Consider the following 14038-nt stretch of genomic DNA (forward strand, 5'->3'; position numbering starts at 1 on the left):
GCCGTTCATCGTGATGGAGCTGCTGCGCGGCAAAGACCTGCGGCAGGTCCGACGCCCCGGAAAGCGCGGACGCCGTCGGGTGGGCCTCCTGGACGCCTCAGGCGTGCTCCTCGGTGGTGCGGGAGTTGGTGAGGGTCAGGGCGCCGCCTGCCGCGATGAGGCCGACGAGCACGGCCAGTACGGCGTAGGTGATCCGCTCGCCGTGGAAGAACGAGGCCACGAGGGCGTCGCTCCAGGTGCCGGCGGGCAGCTGGGTGGTGACCAGGGCGGCGATGAGGGTGCCGACCACGGCGGTGCCGACGCTGCTGCCGACCTCCTGGGCGGTGTCGTTGAGGGCGGTGCCGATGGAGGTGCGGTTGGCCGGCATCGCGTCGACCAGGGCGATGGCGCAGATCGTCATGACGGTGCGCAGTCCGATGGTCATCACGACCATGCACAGCGCGATGGCGGCGTAGCCGTGGTCGACGCCCCAGGCGAGGCCGGCCAGGGAGCCTGCCAGGCAGGCCGCGCCGACCAGGCAGGCGACGCGGTGGCCGAATCGCTTGGCCAGCCATTCCGACAGGGGGGTTGCGGCGATCATCGTCACGATGATCGGGAGGTTGGCCAGGCCGGCCCGTACCGGGCTCCAGCCGTAGGCGTACTGGAAGTGCAGGATCAGCCCGAACATCACACTGGCCATCGCGATGGACGTCCCGATCTGCGCGATGGCCGCGCCGCGGACGGTGCCGTTGGAGAAGAGTTTCAGATCCAGCATGGGGGAGGGGCTGCGCCGCTCGTGCCGCACGAACGCGATGCCGGCGGCCAGGGCGCCCAGGATCGACCCGAGGGTGATCGCGGAGAGCCATCCGTGCTCGACGCCGCTGGTCAGGGCGTAGCAGGCGAGGCCGATGGCGGTGACGCTCAGCACGGCGCCCGGCAGGTCGAGCTTGTCGCGGGTCAGGTCCTGCGGCTGGTCGGCCGGCACGCCCAGGCGGACGCCGATGGCCGCGATCAGGGCGATCGGGGCGTTGACGACCAGGAGCCATTCCCAGCGCACGTGGGCGAGGGCGGTGCCGCCCAGCAGCGGGCCCAGCACGAAGCCGGACATGCCGACGACGATCATCAGGGTCATGGCGCGCATGCGCAGTGCGGCGTCGTCGAACAGCCGGAAGACGAGTGAATTGGTGATGGGCGCCATCGCGGCGGCGGCGATGCCCAGGCCGGCGCGCAGGGTGATGAGCTGTCCCGCGGTGCTGACGGCGACGACGCACAGGCTCAGCAGACCGAAGACGGCCAGGCCGATCAGCAGGACACGCCGGCGGCCGAGGCGATCGGCCATTGATCCGGCCGTCAGCAGCAGGCCGCCGAACGTCAGTGAGTACGCGCCGGTGACCCACTGCAGTGCGGTGGTGCCGCTGCCGAGGTCGCGGCCGATGGTGGGCAGGGCGATCGACAGCAGGGTGTTGTCGACCATCTCGACGAAGAAGGCCAGGCAGAGCGCGGCCAGGGGGATCCAGGCTGCGCGCAGCGACGGGTAGGTGCGCGAGGGGGATGGGGCGGGCGCGGTGGTGGTCATGGCGGGCCTCCTTCCGTAACGTCGCCGACTTTCGAACGACGTTCTACAATAGAACGAGGTTCGATGATGTGGCAAGCCGTGATTGGATGGACCCCATGACCCGTCCGCGCCCGCGCCCCGCCGACCGCCCGCCCCGAGAGCGGCAACGCGCTTCGCACTCCCTCGAGGCCGTCCTGACCGCGGCCGTCGCCCTGCTCGACGAGGCCGGCGCGCCGGCGCTGACGCTCCGCGCCCTCGCCACTCGCCTCGGCACCGGCGTCGGCAGCATCTACTACTACGTCTCCAGCAAGGACGACCTGCTCGACGGCGCCATCGACCACGTCCTCGGCGGCGTGCTGACCGCCATCGAAGGACGGACCGGCAGCGGCGACCCGTTCGACGACCTGCGCGTGATGGCCGTCACCCTGTTCGACGCGATCGTCGACCGGCCCTGGCTCGGCGCGCACTTCATGCAGAACGTCGACGTCCCGGGCAACTCCCTGCGCCTGTACGAGGAGCTGGGGCGCCCGCTGCTGCGCCTGGACCTCACCCCGCGCCAACGCTTCCACGCCGTATCGGCCATCGTGGGCGTCGTGGTCAGCAACGCCGCCGATCTGGGGCAGGAACCGCCCCCGCAGGTCCTCGACGGCACCGTGGACCGCGACGCCTTCCTCGGCCGGTATGCCGCCACGTGGCGTGAGCTCGACGCCACGGAGTACCCGTTCGTGCACGACATCGTCGACGAGTTCGACGGGCACGACGACAAGGACCAGTTCCTCGCGGGGCTGGAGCTGACGCTGGCGGGCCTGCGGCTGCAGGCCGGAGCGTGAGGACGAGCCACCGATAGCGTCGGTCCCGCCGACCGGGGACGGACGAGGCCTGCCCGGTCGGCCCATCCGCCACCCTCACGGGCTCAAGAATCCCCGATACGCGCCCGTTGCTTCCCGGCCGCCCTAGCCGTCGTACGGGACCCAGCCTCGCGTCCCGGTGGCGTTCGTGCCGTACCAGTAGTGCGGCCTGCCGGTGATGCTGGTGGTGCGGAACGGGCGGCCGTGGTCATCGATGCGGATCGTGCCGGTGCGGCCCTGGCAGGACCAGTCGAGTTCGAGGTACCAGCGGGCGTCGTAGGTCCGGGTCGTGGTGTCGACCAGCAGCACCTCCGGGTCCTCGGCGGAGACGCGGTACGGGAAGTGCGCGGCCGGGATGATGCGTTCGCCGTCGGCGCCGTCGTTCGGACGGGCGATGGGCCGTTCGACATCGAGGTTCACGGTGAAGCGGCGGGGCGTGAGGTCGCTGCCGCAGCCCTGGTCCATGGCGTACGCGCTCCCGGCGGCCGGGTTGGCGCGGCTGACGAGGCGGACGTGCAATGCCTGCAGCACCACGGCTGTGGACGAGCGCCCCTGCACCGCGATCTGCACCCGCGTCCGCCGTCCGTGCACCGCGCCCAGCGCCACTGCCCACGCCCCGGCGTTCGGCTCGACCGGCGGCGCCGGCACCTGTGCGGGCGACTTGGCGATGACGTAGTCGTGACCGCAGCCCTTGTCCCACACCAGGGAGTCGACACTCCAGGTGAGGGGCAGGTCCGCGGCCGGCGTCGCGGACGGGGCGGGCGCCCGCTGCCGGGAGCCGGGCGAGGAGCGCTCGTCCGACGGGGCGGAGGTGCTGCTCAACAGGGCGAACAGGGTGCAGGCGGCGGCGGTGGACACAACGACCCGTCGGCGGCGGTACCCAGGGCGGGGAGCGAGGGAAGGGGCAGCCCCGACCGGGTCGGAATCGTCCGCGGGCTCCTCCGCGGAGCTGCCGTCCTGGGCAGGCGCCCGGTCGGGGTCCCGCGCCGGGGCTACGATCGCCGCTGCGCCGTCCGTGGCTCCCCGCTGGCGTGCCTGCACCGCCACCAACCACCGGCGGTGCAGGTCGAGCCGCTCCTGTGGTGTCGCCCCGCAGAAGGCCGCCAGTCGCTCCACAGGCGCGAAGTCCTGCGGCACCGTCTCACCCGCGCAGTAGCGGTGCAGCGTGGAGGCGTTCATGTTCAGGCGGCGGGCCAGCGAGCCGTAGCTGCGGTCTGTCCGGTCCTTCAGCCGGTGCAGCAGCGCCGCGAACTCCTCGACATCGTCCCGCATCGGCACCGTCCTCCGCCGTCCACCCACGATCCGGTATCCCAGACCCTCATATCCCTGCACGTCAGAGGGGCTGGGATGGTTCCACCCCTGCTGAAGGGGCGGCAGTCGTTGCGCCGGACTCCGGTCACCGCAGATGCTCGTGGTGTTGCACCGACCGCGATATTCACCGCTACCGGGAGCTCCCGGCGGTGAGCGGCATCCGGGCGCCGCGTGCACTGCGGTTGCCTCCCGGGCCACCGCGCTTGCTACGCCGTCACACCCGCCCACGAGCCGCCGGCCGGCGTCGGGCCACTTCCTGACGCATCGGCCAGCGGGCCGTGCTGCCCGGAGCCGGCCGAGCCAACCACCTACGGATCAGAAGAGGAACACGCACATGAACACCATGAACACGACGTCCCCCGCACACCGCCGCCCGGGCCGCCGCGCGGCCGTCGCGGCCGGCCTCGTGCTGGCTGTCGGACTCGGCGTATCGACCCAGGTGTCGGCGCAGGCGTCCACGCAAGCCCCCGCCGCGGTGTCCGCCGCCGCACCGCAGGCGGTCAGCGGCATCGCCGGCCAGGCGGTGACCCGGGTCGCCGACTTCTACGGCGCATACATCGACGCCAAGGGCGACTACACGGACCCGGACGGCGCGCTGTCCACGGCGCTCCGCCAGCACTACCTGACGCCCGCCTTCGCTCAGCAACTGACGGTCTGGGAGACGAACAACGGGGTGGACGGCATTCTGCGGGCGCAGAACGTCCCGGCGCGGTGGACGGTGTCCGACAACGGCACTGTGGGCAACGGTCACGAGGTCGTCGTCACCTTGACCTTCGGCAGCGGTGGGACCACGCAGAAGACCAAGCTCTTCGTGCTGCTGGAGCGGTACAACCGCATCGTGGCCATCGACACCACCAGCGCCCGCTAGGTCGCGGGAGCCCTGGCCGGAGCTGCTGAAACGCTTCGGTCCCGGGCCACGGGTCGACCAGCGGTACCGCCGCTGGTCGACCCGTGGCACCTGACAGGCCACCCTGGCGCAGGTGCAGAGCGAGGCGGACGCCGCAGACCGAGCAGAACCAGTGCGCGGGGCGGCACGTCCTGCTCCTGGACCCGCGGCCTGCACATACGCTCATCGACCCGACAGACATCACGAGGGCGAGCCCCCGCCCCCGCTGTCCCGCCCGGCCAGAGTCGTGCGGATGGGGTCAGCAGCCGCCAGAGTGCGGGCCGTCCCAGTCCTGCCCGCCGTACCGCTGCTCGACCTGCCCGGCGGACTCACCGCTCTGACCACCGGAGACCTCGCGGCGGTCCAGGGCCTGTCTGCCGCTGCTGTCTCCCAGCAGGCCACCGCCCTGCGCGAGGCCGGCCTGATTGCCACGTTCCGCAACGCCCAGACCGTTCACCACCACCCGACCCGGCTGGGTCGGGACCTGCTCAGCGCCTCGGACGACGCCAGGGACTGATGCCAGCAGAGGTGACGGCCTGTCGACGCTCTTCCCTAGCGCGCAGGGGTGGTCCGTTCCCCGTTCGGGATCGAGCGGACCTCACTGACGGCGGTCCGCTCCTCGGACAGGACATCATCCCCTGCGGTAGTACGGGGACGACACCCTCGCCGGTGGTGGCGTCGAGGATATTTCCGCACGCGATACATGGGGCATGCACGGTCCGTTCGAATAACCGTGGCGCGGAATGTCGAAAATTGCTGTATTCAGCGACGCCGAAATAAACACGAAAACGCCTTGCGGCGGGCGTAGCGTCCGTCACGCCCCTGGCCGTCATGCCACTGGCGCTGCTCCGGCGTACCCGCCACGGCACGGGCGCGCGGGTCCCACACGAGCCGGCCCGTTGCCGGGGCTGGGGGAAAAACTGCAGTTCAGGAGCCCCGCCGGGGCATCTGCGAGCGGGTGCGTCACGGCATCGGTGCTGCGCGGGTGCGGCAGCACAGAGCAGTAAACACACCTTGAGGAGTGGCTTTGCCTACGCCAAGCAGAGCATTGCCGGCCTGGGCAAATATCGAGGAATATCGCACTCCTTGGTCCATTACAAATATGAAAAAAGACGTGTCCTATGAGAGGGGTCCCGGATCGTCCGGCCATCTGCCGGTCTGCGTCGCGGAAAAGGGTTCGAGGAACGTCTCTTTCCTTTTTCCGGTGCGTGCCGGCCTGCTTTTGCTCCGCTCACCCCCACTGCACCTGAGCCAAAGGACACCTCGTCGTGAACAGGAAACGCACCACCGTCCTCCTCGCACTGCCCACGCTCTTCGCCGGCGTGGCACTCTTCCTCGGCGCTCCGGCCGGGGCATCGGCCCTCGCCTGCACCGCGGGCACGGCCGGCGTCGCGGGTGCCAACGGCACCCCCGCGCACCCCAGCGGATTTCCCGGCACCGCGGGTGGCCCTGCGACCGGCAGTGGCGACTGCGCCGGGGGCGCGGGTGGCCCCGGCGGCAACGGGATCCTGGGCGGGGGCGGCGGTGCCGGTGGCAACGGCGGCACCGGTCTGGGCAGCGGGTCGGGCGGAGCGGGCGCTGTCGGCGGCAACGCCGGCCCCAACGGAGGGGCGGGCGGCAACGGCGGCACCGGGGCGGCCGGCGGCCTGACCGGTGCCGGCGGCGCGGGCGGTGCCGGCGGCATGGGTACCCACGCGGGCGCGGGCGGAACCGGTGGTGCCGGTGGCAACTCCGGTGCCAACGCCGGCGCGGGCGGCCGCGGCGGCCTCGGCGGCGCAGGGGGATCGGACGGCGGTGCGGGCGGCAACGCGGGCAACGGCGGCATCGGTCACGGCGGCGGCGCGGGCGGCAACGGCGGCGCCGGCGGCAGCAATGCCTCCGGCAACGGCGGCAAGGGAGGCAAGGGCGGCCAGGGTGGCAACGGCAGCACCGGCGGCGCGTACCCGGGCGGTGCTGCCGGTATCGGCGGTGCCGGCGGGATCAGCAACGGCGGCCTCCTCAACTCCGGTGGCAACGGCGGCAACGGCGGCAACGGCGGCGCCAAGTCCGGTGCCAGCGCCGACGGTGCCTGCGGGATCGGCGGCGCCGGCGGCAACGCGACCGCGGGCGTGCTCTTCCACGGCGGCACCGGTGGCCTCGGCGGAACCTTCGGGGGCGGCAGTCCCTGCGCGAACGGCGCCAACGGCACCCCGTGACCTGCCGCGCTCCCCGGGGGTGATCGCTGACCCCTGATCACCGGTGCCACCGAGGGTCGATGAGCCGACTCTCGGTGGCACCGGCGCGCGCCGTCATACCCCTGGGGCCAGGGCCCCGGGAACGTCAGGCGGTCGGCAGCGGCGGGACGGGCACCGGCAGCACACAACCTGCCGCGGCGGCCGCGGTCTTGAGGGCGGCCGCCGCCGCGTCGTTGGCGGTCTGCTGGGCCTTGAGGGCCTCTGCCGCCGTGGCCTGCGCAGCAGCCGGATCGGCGGCGATGACCAACGCGGCAGCCATGCTGGCCGAGTACGTGACGTTGGCCTCCGCGAAGGCCGCCGCCGCGGTGGCCGCGTCCTTGAGCAGACCCACGCACGCGGCGGCGTCGGGCGGAACGGGCGCGGCAGCGGCGGCCGACGGCGCGGTCAGCAACCCACCGCTCACCGCCAGGACCGAGGCGGCCAGGGACAGGGCGGCGGTACGGCGAAGCTGCATGGTTGAACTCCTGACAGTTGAAGGGATGAACCCCCACGAAGCTGCACCAGTACGGGCCTTGAACTCGCAGCCCGAAGCCACACGGAAAGCAGCACGCGATGCGCTGCCCGTCATGCGGCAAGCCACGGCACGGCTCCCCGCCAGAGCTGAACACCCTCTCGCCCCACCCGCATCCTGTTGAGGCCGAACGAGTCGCCACCGCCCGGCCGCACCCCGCAGGCGACGGGGACGAGGCCGGCTCGCACGCCGCCCCGAGCTTTGCTTGTCGCGGGAGGTGCTCGGACGCATCCCCGACCCGCGGGGATCGTCCGGGACGCGGGCGTCGCCAGGGCAGCCGGAGGCCTGCCCGCCCGGGTTCGCCACCGGGTGACCTAGTCCATCGGGGGATATTCGCAGATGTGTCCGATTCTCGTCCGTGTGTCCGCGCTACCCTCCCTGACCGGGCGTTCTTCGGCGGACGGCGCACAGAGGCCGCGTCCGCGCGGCCCGTGGTGGGGAGCGTTCCGAGCGCGCCGTCCACGGATTTCGGTGTTCCTCTTCAGGGGAGCCGGCGGGTCCGTCAGCTCATCCCCGCAGCCCGGCCTCCGCCCGGCACCGGGGGACCGCTCCGTTCGGACAGGGAACCTCTCGTGACGATCCGCCGTATCGCCCTCACCTCGTTCGCCGTCAGCACGTGCCTGGCGGGCAGCACCCTGCTGGGCGTGGCGCCCGCCGGTGCCACCTCGCTTCCCACCCGCACGACCGCGGGGCACCAGGTCTCCGCCTCCCTGGCCGACCCGGCGTCCTGCGCTCAGTCCACCACGGCTGCCGCCGTCTCGGGCGCCAACGCCGAAGCCGCCGCCAAGGTCTCCGAAACGGACGCCGCCGCAGCGGCTGCCGCCGTCAAGGAACTCGCCGCCGCCGTCGCCGCCGGATCCCCCGCCACCGCGATCACCTCCGCACTGGGCACCGCGACCGCCGCCGCCACCGCCGCCGTGACCTCCACCACGGCCGGCGTGGCCGCCGCTACTACCGCGGCCACCGCCACCGCTGCCGCGGTCAAGGCCTGCGCCGCCGCCTGACAGCACAGCGCACCACATCCTCGCCCCCTCCGGTCGCAGCGGCCCACGCGCGGCTGCGACCGGCAGGATCACCCGTCCGCCTCCTGCGCCGCACCCACCGGGGACGCTCGGCGGTGGGGAACGGCCGACAGCGGGCGCGTCGGGCGGTCGAAGTAGTCCCCGACGTCGCGTTCACCACCGGTGGGGACGGTCCGCGGGCCGATGGCGTGGGCCGCGTGATGAAGCATGCCCTCGTGGTATTGCACCGGTATGTATGGGACCATTCCGGCTGCGGGTATAACACCGCTACGCACCCGCCACGACCTCGCTGGCGCCAACGCCACCACGCGCGTCACGACAGCCCACCCCGACACGGGAGTACCCGTGCCTCAGCCGCCGCTGCTCGCGCAGTGGCTGGCGGTGCCGCCTCCGCTGCGACACGGGACCGTGCCACCGACGGCGGGTGCGGGGCGGCGATCCGGTCCTGGTGCCGCTGGACCGCCACTCCATTGACCACCCCCACTGTCACGCAGCATTGGGTCAGCACCGTCACCAGGGCGTGGGATCGTGACGTGACCACGGCCGCCAGCAGGGCCAGGGCGGCGATGGCGCCGGCGGCAACGAGGTAGCCCCACAAGGGGTCAAGGGTCGCGGGCCTGTCCGGGTCGTCACTCATCGCGGTCACGAGCCAACGGCCGAAAGTCGCCATCAGGGCGACCACTTCGAGGAGCAGCAGCCAGACCGCCGCACCCACGTCGGCGCTCCGACCGGTGCGCGGCCGTACGAAGTCGTCAAACGCCGGGGGAGCGATGGGCAGGTTCACGCCTACCATCCTCGCCGGTGAGTACGGTCGTGCACATCAGTACGCTTACCCAAAGGTCCGGCACGGCTCCCGCGGGCAGCAGCTCGGCCTACCGGCGAGCAGACGGCGCCGCCCGGTGGGCCGCGCCGCCTGCTGCGGCTGCGGGCAGGTGAATCCTCCCGCAGGCTGTCGTGACGCCGACGAGTCCGCCGTCCGCAGGGGACATTGTCAGTGCGGCCTCGCCGCCGGCGACGTCCCTAAGGGCGCCGGCTGCCTGGTTCGGCGGGGGCGGGGAGGCGCGTACTGGACGCGTTGGTCCTCCCGGGCTTGGGAGATATGGATGGGGACGGAGATTGCGACGTCGGGGTTCATCTTCTGCAACTGGCGGTTGAACTCGCGCTGATCTGCGTTGGGATTGTTGAGATACCCGGAGCCAGAGCCGATGGGGCCTGCACGGAAGTGCTGGTTGCCGCGCAGGCTGCCGCCGGTGCTGCGCAGCATGGGCACGCCCGGCCGCGGCCGTTCAGAGGCCGAGGCATTCAGGTCTCTCTGGCCGGTTGGTGTTCGGCGCAGTCCACGCGGAGTTCTGGGTCGCCGATGGCGGTGTCCAGCAGGGCGCAGTGGTGGGGCCGTCGCCGGTCCTCGTGCTCGTCCTGGTGGAAGAAGCGGCAGGTGGTGCAGGTCCGGGCGACGGATAGGACACCGGTGTCGGCGAGATGGCCGACCAGGTCGAGGATCAGGCGCAGGGTCTGGCCCTTGTCCTCGGTGGACAGGGCCGCCAGGTGAGTGGTGACCGGGTCCGGCCAGCGGGAGAGGGCCGCGGCCGCGGTGAGGCCGGCTTCGGTCGGCGCCATCACATGGCCACGTTTGTCGCCCGGGACGGGCTGCCGGTCGACGAGCCCTTTGCGGCGCAAGGTCGCCAGCGCCTCGCTGACGGTGGCGGCGGAGAGGTCGAACTCCGCGGCGAGCGTGCCGACTCTGCGCCGTTCGGGAGGTTCGACCCCCAGGCGCAGCAGGAGTTGGACCTGAATGGGGCTGAGCCCGTGGGCGGTGGCCTGGGTCCAGATCAGCGTGCGCAGTGCGTGGCCCGCGCGTTCGAGCGCGGAGGCCAGGCGCCGGTCCAGATCCGAGGGGTCTGCCGGGCTCCCGGACAGTTCCTGCGCCGCCAGGTCGGGCGGCAGCTGCGGCGCCAGGGGAGGGGCGTCGGCGGGGTCGGCGGTCGGCACGGCGAGGCCTCCTCGAAGTCTTTCGGAATCCTGACGATACCCCTTGTGCGGGCCTGGAGGCGCAGCTAAGTTCGAGTTGTTCGTAGGAGTCCTAACAATCTGGGCTTCCTGGTGAAACCTGAATGGAGACATCCATGCCTTCTCGTCTGAGCACCGTCGACCCCGCCAGCGCCGAACCCGCAGCCAAGGGCCTCCTGGCCAAGGTCGAGCACGCCCTGGGCGCGACACCGAACATGATGCGGGCGATGGCGACCTCACCCGCGGTCCTGGACGGCTACCTGTCCTTCAGCGGTGCGCTGTCCAAGGGCCTGCTGCCGGCATCGCTCCGCGAGCAGATCGCCCTCGTCTCGGCGGCCGAGAACTCGTGCGAGTACTGCTACGCGGCACACCACGTGCTCGGTGCCCGCGCCGGCGTCTCCGCCGAGGACCTCGCCGCGGGCGGACACGCGCACGCGTCGGACCCCAAGGCCGCGGCTGCCCTGCGCTTCGCCCGATCGGTGCTGCGCACCAAGGGCTTCGTCGCCGACGCCGACCTCGACGCGGTGCGCGCCGCGGGCTACGGCGACGGGGAGATCGGCGAGATCATCGGCGCCGTGGCCCTGAACATCTTCACGAACTACTTCAACTCGGTGGCCCGCACCGACGTCGATTTCCCCGCCGTCGACCTGCCGATCACGGCCTGAGCCGCTCTCCCGGACGGGGCGGGCCGTGCCGGCCCCGTCCGGGAGCGGACGGGTCCCGCGGCCCGGACGGCAGGGAAGCCGCCCAAGGCGTCTCTGACCTGGGACGATCTCGAACCGGGCAGCGGGCCCAGCCCGGCAACCGCCTTCCGGACAACCGGGCGGGGCGAACAGCTCGCCCGGGGCGCCCGCCCTCTCCGCTCACAGCCCACCCACGCGAACATCACGGATCAGGGCCGCAGGAAGCACCTTTCCTGACCGACCCGGGCCGCAGCGATGAGTTTTCCTCGCCCGACACGTCTTACTTGTGTTGTCGACAACACTGGAGGAACTGGTGGCTCAGCTGCTGCGCGTGCAGAATTTCAACGTCTCGAGTGACGGGATCGGTGCCGGTGAGGACCAGACCCTGGAGAGACCGTTCGGGCATGTCGACCCCGGGAAGCTGTTCGCCTGGGCCGGCGCCACGGCGAGCTGGCCCATGCGCACCGACCCCGGGGGGAGCCGGGGCCTGGACGACTACCTGACCCGGGACTATCCCCGCAACATCGGCGCCGAGATCATGGGCCGCAACAAGTTCGGCCCCCAACGCGGCCCGTGGCCCGACTACGAGTGGCAGGGCTGGTGGGGAGACGAGCCTCCCTTCCACACCCCGGTCTTCGTCCTGACCCACCACAAGCGCCCTTCGATCACCCTGTCCGACACCACGTTCCACTTCGTCGACGGCGACCCGGCCACCGTCCTCGCACAAGCGCGGGAGGCGGCGCAGGGCAAGGACGTCCGGCTCGGCGGCGGGGCCACCACCATCCGGCAGTTCCTCGACGCCGACCTCGTCGACACCCTGCACGTGGCCGTCTCACCGGTAAAACTCGGATCCGGTGTACGCCTGTGGGAGTCGCCCGAGGAACTGCTCGACCGGTTCCACCTGGACGTGGTTCCCAGCCCGAGCGGGGTGACGCACCACCTGTTCTGGCGAAAGTAGCCACGATTCAGGGCGGCCCCGGCCCGGGGTTCTATCTCCCGGGGCTGCCCTGCGGCAGGCCGCCGAGTGCTCTCAGCGGATGGCTCCGACGTTGTGAACGCATCTGCCTTGCGAACAGATGAAGCGGTCATAGGCCTGTTGGTCCGTCGTGGGATGCGCGGGCGTGTGGTCCGGGGCCCTGGATGGCCCGGCGCTGAGGTTTCAGGCGGACCGGCGACGATCACGATCGCTCGTCTCCCCTTCCGGCCGTGGCTCTATGACCTGCAGGTTCATGGTCCGGATATGGAACCTCCGGGAACTGCGGCCGAAGATTTCCAGGATCCGGCCGTCGAACATGTCGAACGCGCTACCGACCCTGGCCACGACTCTGTCGATCAGGGGTCGATGCTGCACGCGGGCATGCGCGGCTGTCAGGCTCCCGTCGGCAGACAGGAGCAGGACCCCTCCCACCGTGGGACGGCCCGATGAGCAACCGACCGTCCCCCCGGCCGCCGGCGGGACACGGCGTGGGCCCGGCCCGGTAGGAGGGGCCGGCTGGGGCGCTGGCCTGGGTCGCGGATGACCGCTGGCCGGGGGCCCCGCACGGACGGGCCTAGCCGGTGTTGGCGGGATCGCCGCCGCCGGCACCCGCCGGGACGCGGGGTGCGGGGAGGACGCGAGCGGGGGAGCCGTGCCGGTGCCACAAGTCCGGTGCACCGGCCAGTTGCAACACCCCTACTCCCGTTCACGTCCAGCAGGTAGGGTCGCGCCGCTGAACAGCGACGAGAGCCGACGAGTGTCAGGGAAGGGGCCGGGTGACGGGCGAGCCGAAGCCGGCGGTGCCGCGGGTCGGGCTGGGGACGATCGCCCGGGAATGGGGCTGGATCGGCTGCACCGGCTTCGGCGGCCCGCCGACCCATATCGCCCTGCTGCGCCGGCTCTGTGTGGAGCGGCGGGGGTGGATCGCCGCAGCGGAGTTCGAGGACGGGATCGCGGCGACGAACCTGCTGCCCGGCCCGGCCTCCACCCAGCTGGCGATCTTCACCGCCTGGCGTCTGCGGGGCATTCCGGGGGCGCTGGTCGGCGGGGCGGCATTCATCGGGCCCGGCCTGGCGCTGATCCTCGCCCTGGCCGCACTGTTCCTGGCGGGCAGTCCGCCGCGCTGGGTGAGCGGTGCCGCAGCCGGCGCCGGGGCGGCGGTCGCCGCGGTGGCCGTACAGGCCGCGTCCTCGCTGATCCCGGCGAGCTGGCAGCGGGCCGGCCGTCGGCGGGGTGCCCGCTGCCGGTGGATCGGCTACTTCCTGACCGGCGGTGCGGCGGCGGTGCTGATCGGTCCCTGGATGGTGCTCGTGATGCTCGGCGCCGGAGCTGTCGAGGTCGCCCTCCGTGCCCGCGCCGCCGCACCGCGCCCCCAGCGCCGGGCGGCCTGGCCGCTGTTGGCCGCCGTTGCCGCGCCCGCCGCCGGCGGCCTGCTCGCTCTGGCCTGGGTGGCCTTCAAAGTCGGTGCCCTGTCCTACGGCGGCGGCTTTGTGATCATCCCGATGATGCAGAGCGACGCCGTCCACGTCCACCACTGGATGAGCGACGCTCAGTTCCTCAACGCGGTCGCCCTCGGCCAGATCACCCCCGGCCCCGTCGTGCAGACCGTGGCCGTCGTCGGCTACGCCGCGGCCGGCATCCCCGGCGGATTGCTTGCCGCCGCTGTCGCCTTCACCCCCTCCTTCGTGTTCGTCATCCTCGGCGGACCCCGCTTCGACCGGCTGCGGGCCGACACCCGGGTGCAGGCGTTCTTCGCCGGCGCCGGACCCGCCGTGATCGGAGCGATCACCGGCGCCACGATCCCCTTGGCGCTCGCGCTCCAGCACGCCTGGCAGTACGGCGTCCTCGCCCTCGCGGCGCTCTGGGTGCTCGCCGCCCGCCGGGGCGTGGTCAGCGCGCTGCTCGGCGCGGGCGTCGCGGGCGTCGCGGCCGCGTTCATCGGCTGGCCCGTCGGCTGATCGCTGAGGGGAAGGCGCACGGGTCGGTGGCCCGTACCGGCCGCAGCCGCCTCGCGCCCGCCCGGGGC

General features: G+C 72.3%; 14 protein-coding genes. 8 read left to right on the forward strand and 6 right to left on the reverse strand.

The window, feature by feature from the left end; genetic code table 11:
- Nucleotides 1-97 precede the first annotated feature (97 nt).
- Nucleotides 98-1555, reverse strand: coding sequence for an MFS transporter (locus ABZ721_RS36345; protein WP_358793072.1), 1458 nt, complete (start codon nucleotides 1553-1555; stop codon nucleotides 98-100).
- A gap of 95 nt (nucleotides 1556-1650) precedes the next feature.
- On the opposite strand from ABZ721_RS36345, the gene ABZ721_RS36350 reads away from it, so the two are divergent.
- Nucleotides 1651-2364, forward strand: coding sequence for a TetR/AcrR family transcriptional regulator (locus ABZ721_RS36350; RefSeq protein WP_358793073.1), 714 nt, complete (start codon nucleotides 1651-1653; stop codon nucleotides 2362-2364).
- Between the two features lie 123 nt (nucleotides 2365-2487).
- On the opposite strand, the gene ABZ721_RS36355 is transcribed toward ABZ721_RS36350, so the two are convergent.
- Nucleotides 2488-3654, reverse strand: a complete 1167-nt coding sequence (locus ABZ721_RS36355; RefSeq protein ID WP_358793074.1) for a helix-turn-helix transcriptional regulator — start codon at nucleotides 3652-3654, stop codon at nucleotides 2488-2490.
- 373 nt (nucleotides 3655-4027) lie between these two features.
- On the opposite strand from ABZ721_RS36355, the gene ABZ721_RS36360 reads away from it, so the two are divergent.
- The 3 genes from ABZ721_RS36360 (at nucleotide 4028) to ABZ721_RS36370 (ending at nucleotide 6774) form a co-directional block, all read left to right on the forward strand.
- Nucleotides 4028-4561: a hypothetical protein gene (locus tag ABZ721_RS36360; protein ID WP_358793075.1), complete on the forward strand. Its 534-nt coding sequence runs from the start codon at nucleotides 4028-4030 to the stop codon at nucleotides 4559-4561.
- A gap of 271 nt (nucleotides 4562-4832) precedes the next feature.
- Nucleotides 4833-5096 (forward strand): helix-turn-helix domain-containing protein, encoded by a 264-nt coding sequence (locus ABZ721_RS36365; RefSeq protein ID WP_358793076.1) that lies wholly within the window; start codon nucleotides 4833-4835, stop codon nucleotides 5094-5096.
- A gap of 751 nt (nucleotides 5097-5847) precedes the next feature.
- On the forward strand, nucleotides 5848-6774 hold the full coding sequence (locus tag ABZ721_RS36370) for a hypothetical protein (RefSeq protein WP_358793077.1): 927 nt from the start codon (nucleotides 5848-5850) through the stop codon (nucleotides 6772-6774).
- Nucleotides 6775-6898: 124 nt separating this feature from the next.
- Here ABZ721_RS36370 and ABZ721_RS36375 read toward each other — a convergent pair whose 3' ends face one another.
- The gene (locus ABZ721_RS36375; RefSeq protein ID WP_358793078.1) at nucleotides 6899-7267 is read right to left on the reverse strand and encodes a hypothetical protein; all 369 of its coding nucleotides are present in this window, start codon (nucleotides 7265-7267) and stop codon (nucleotides 6899-6901) included.
- Between the two features lie 629 nt (nucleotides 7268-7896).
- Here ABZ721_RS36375 and ABZ721_RS36380 point away from each other — a divergent pair.
- Nucleotides 7897-8328, forward strand: coding sequence for a hypothetical protein (locus tag ABZ721_RS36380; protein ID WP_358793079.1), 432 nt, complete (start codon nucleotides 7897-7899; stop codon nucleotides 8326-8328).
- Between the two features lie 68 nt (nucleotides 8329-8396).
- On the opposite strand, the gene ABZ721_RS36385 is transcribed toward ABZ721_RS36380, so the two are convergent.
- The 3 genes from ABZ721_RS36385 to ABZ721_RS36395 all read right to left on the reverse strand — a co-directional run bounded on the left by ABZ721_RS36385 (nucleotide 8397) and on the right by ABZ721_RS36395 (nucleotide 10335).
- Nucleotides 8397-8555 carry a hypothetical protein gene (locus ABZ721_RS36385; RefSeq protein ID WP_358793080.1) on the reverse strand — a complete coding sequence of 53 codons (159 nt, stop codon included), beginning with the start codon at nucleotides 8553-8555 and terminating at the stop codon, nucleotides 8397-8399.
- A gap of 104 nt (nucleotides 8556-8659) precedes the next feature.
- The gene (locus ABZ721_RS36390; protein WP_358793081.1) at nucleotides 8660-9130 is read right to left on the reverse strand and encodes a DUF6234 family protein; all 471 of its coding nucleotides are present in this window, start codon (nucleotides 9128-9130) and stop codon (nucleotides 8660-8662) included.
- A gap of 518 nt (nucleotides 9131-9648) precedes the next feature.
- Nucleotides 9649-10335: a MarR family winged helix-turn-helix transcriptional regulator gene (locus ABZ721_RS36395; RefSeq protein WP_358793082.1), complete on the reverse strand. Its 687-nt coding sequence runs from the start codon at nucleotides 10333-10335 to the stop codon at nucleotides 9649-9651.
- A 134-nt stretch (nucleotides 10336-10469) separates the two neighbouring features.
- Between ABZ721_RS36395 and ABZ721_RS36400 the strand changes: the two genes are divergently transcribed.
- From ABZ721_RS36400 to chrA, 3 genes are all read left to right on the forward strand, one after another.
- Nucleotides 10470-11018: a carboxymuconolactone decarboxylase family protein gene (locus ABZ721_RS36400; RefSeq protein ID WP_358793083.1), complete on the forward strand. Its 549-nt coding sequence runs from the start codon at nucleotides 10470-10472 to the stop codon at nucleotides 11016-11018.
- 331 nt (nucleotides 11019-11349) lie between these two features.
- A complete protein-coding gene (locus ABZ721_RS36405) occupies nucleotides 11350-11994 on the forward strand; it encodes a dihydrofolate reductase family protein (RefSeq protein ID WP_358793084.1) in 645 nt (214 codons plus the stop codon).
- A 794-nt stretch (nucleotides 11995-12788) separates the two neighbouring features.
- Nucleotides 12789-13970 carry a chromate efflux transporter gene (gene chrA, locus ABZ721_RS36410; protein ID WP_358793085.1) on the forward strand — a complete coding sequence of 394 codons (1182 nt, stop codon included), beginning with the start codon at nucleotides 12789-12791 and terminating at the stop codon, nucleotides 13968-13970.
- Nucleotides 13971-14038: the final 68 nt, after the last annotated feature.

Origin of the sequence: Streptomyces sp. NPDC006733, from assembly GCF_040636125.1 — a bacterium.
In the GTDB taxonomy this organism is placed as follows: Bacteria; Actinomycetota; Actinomycetes; order Streptomycetales; family Streptomycetaceae; genus Actinacidiphila.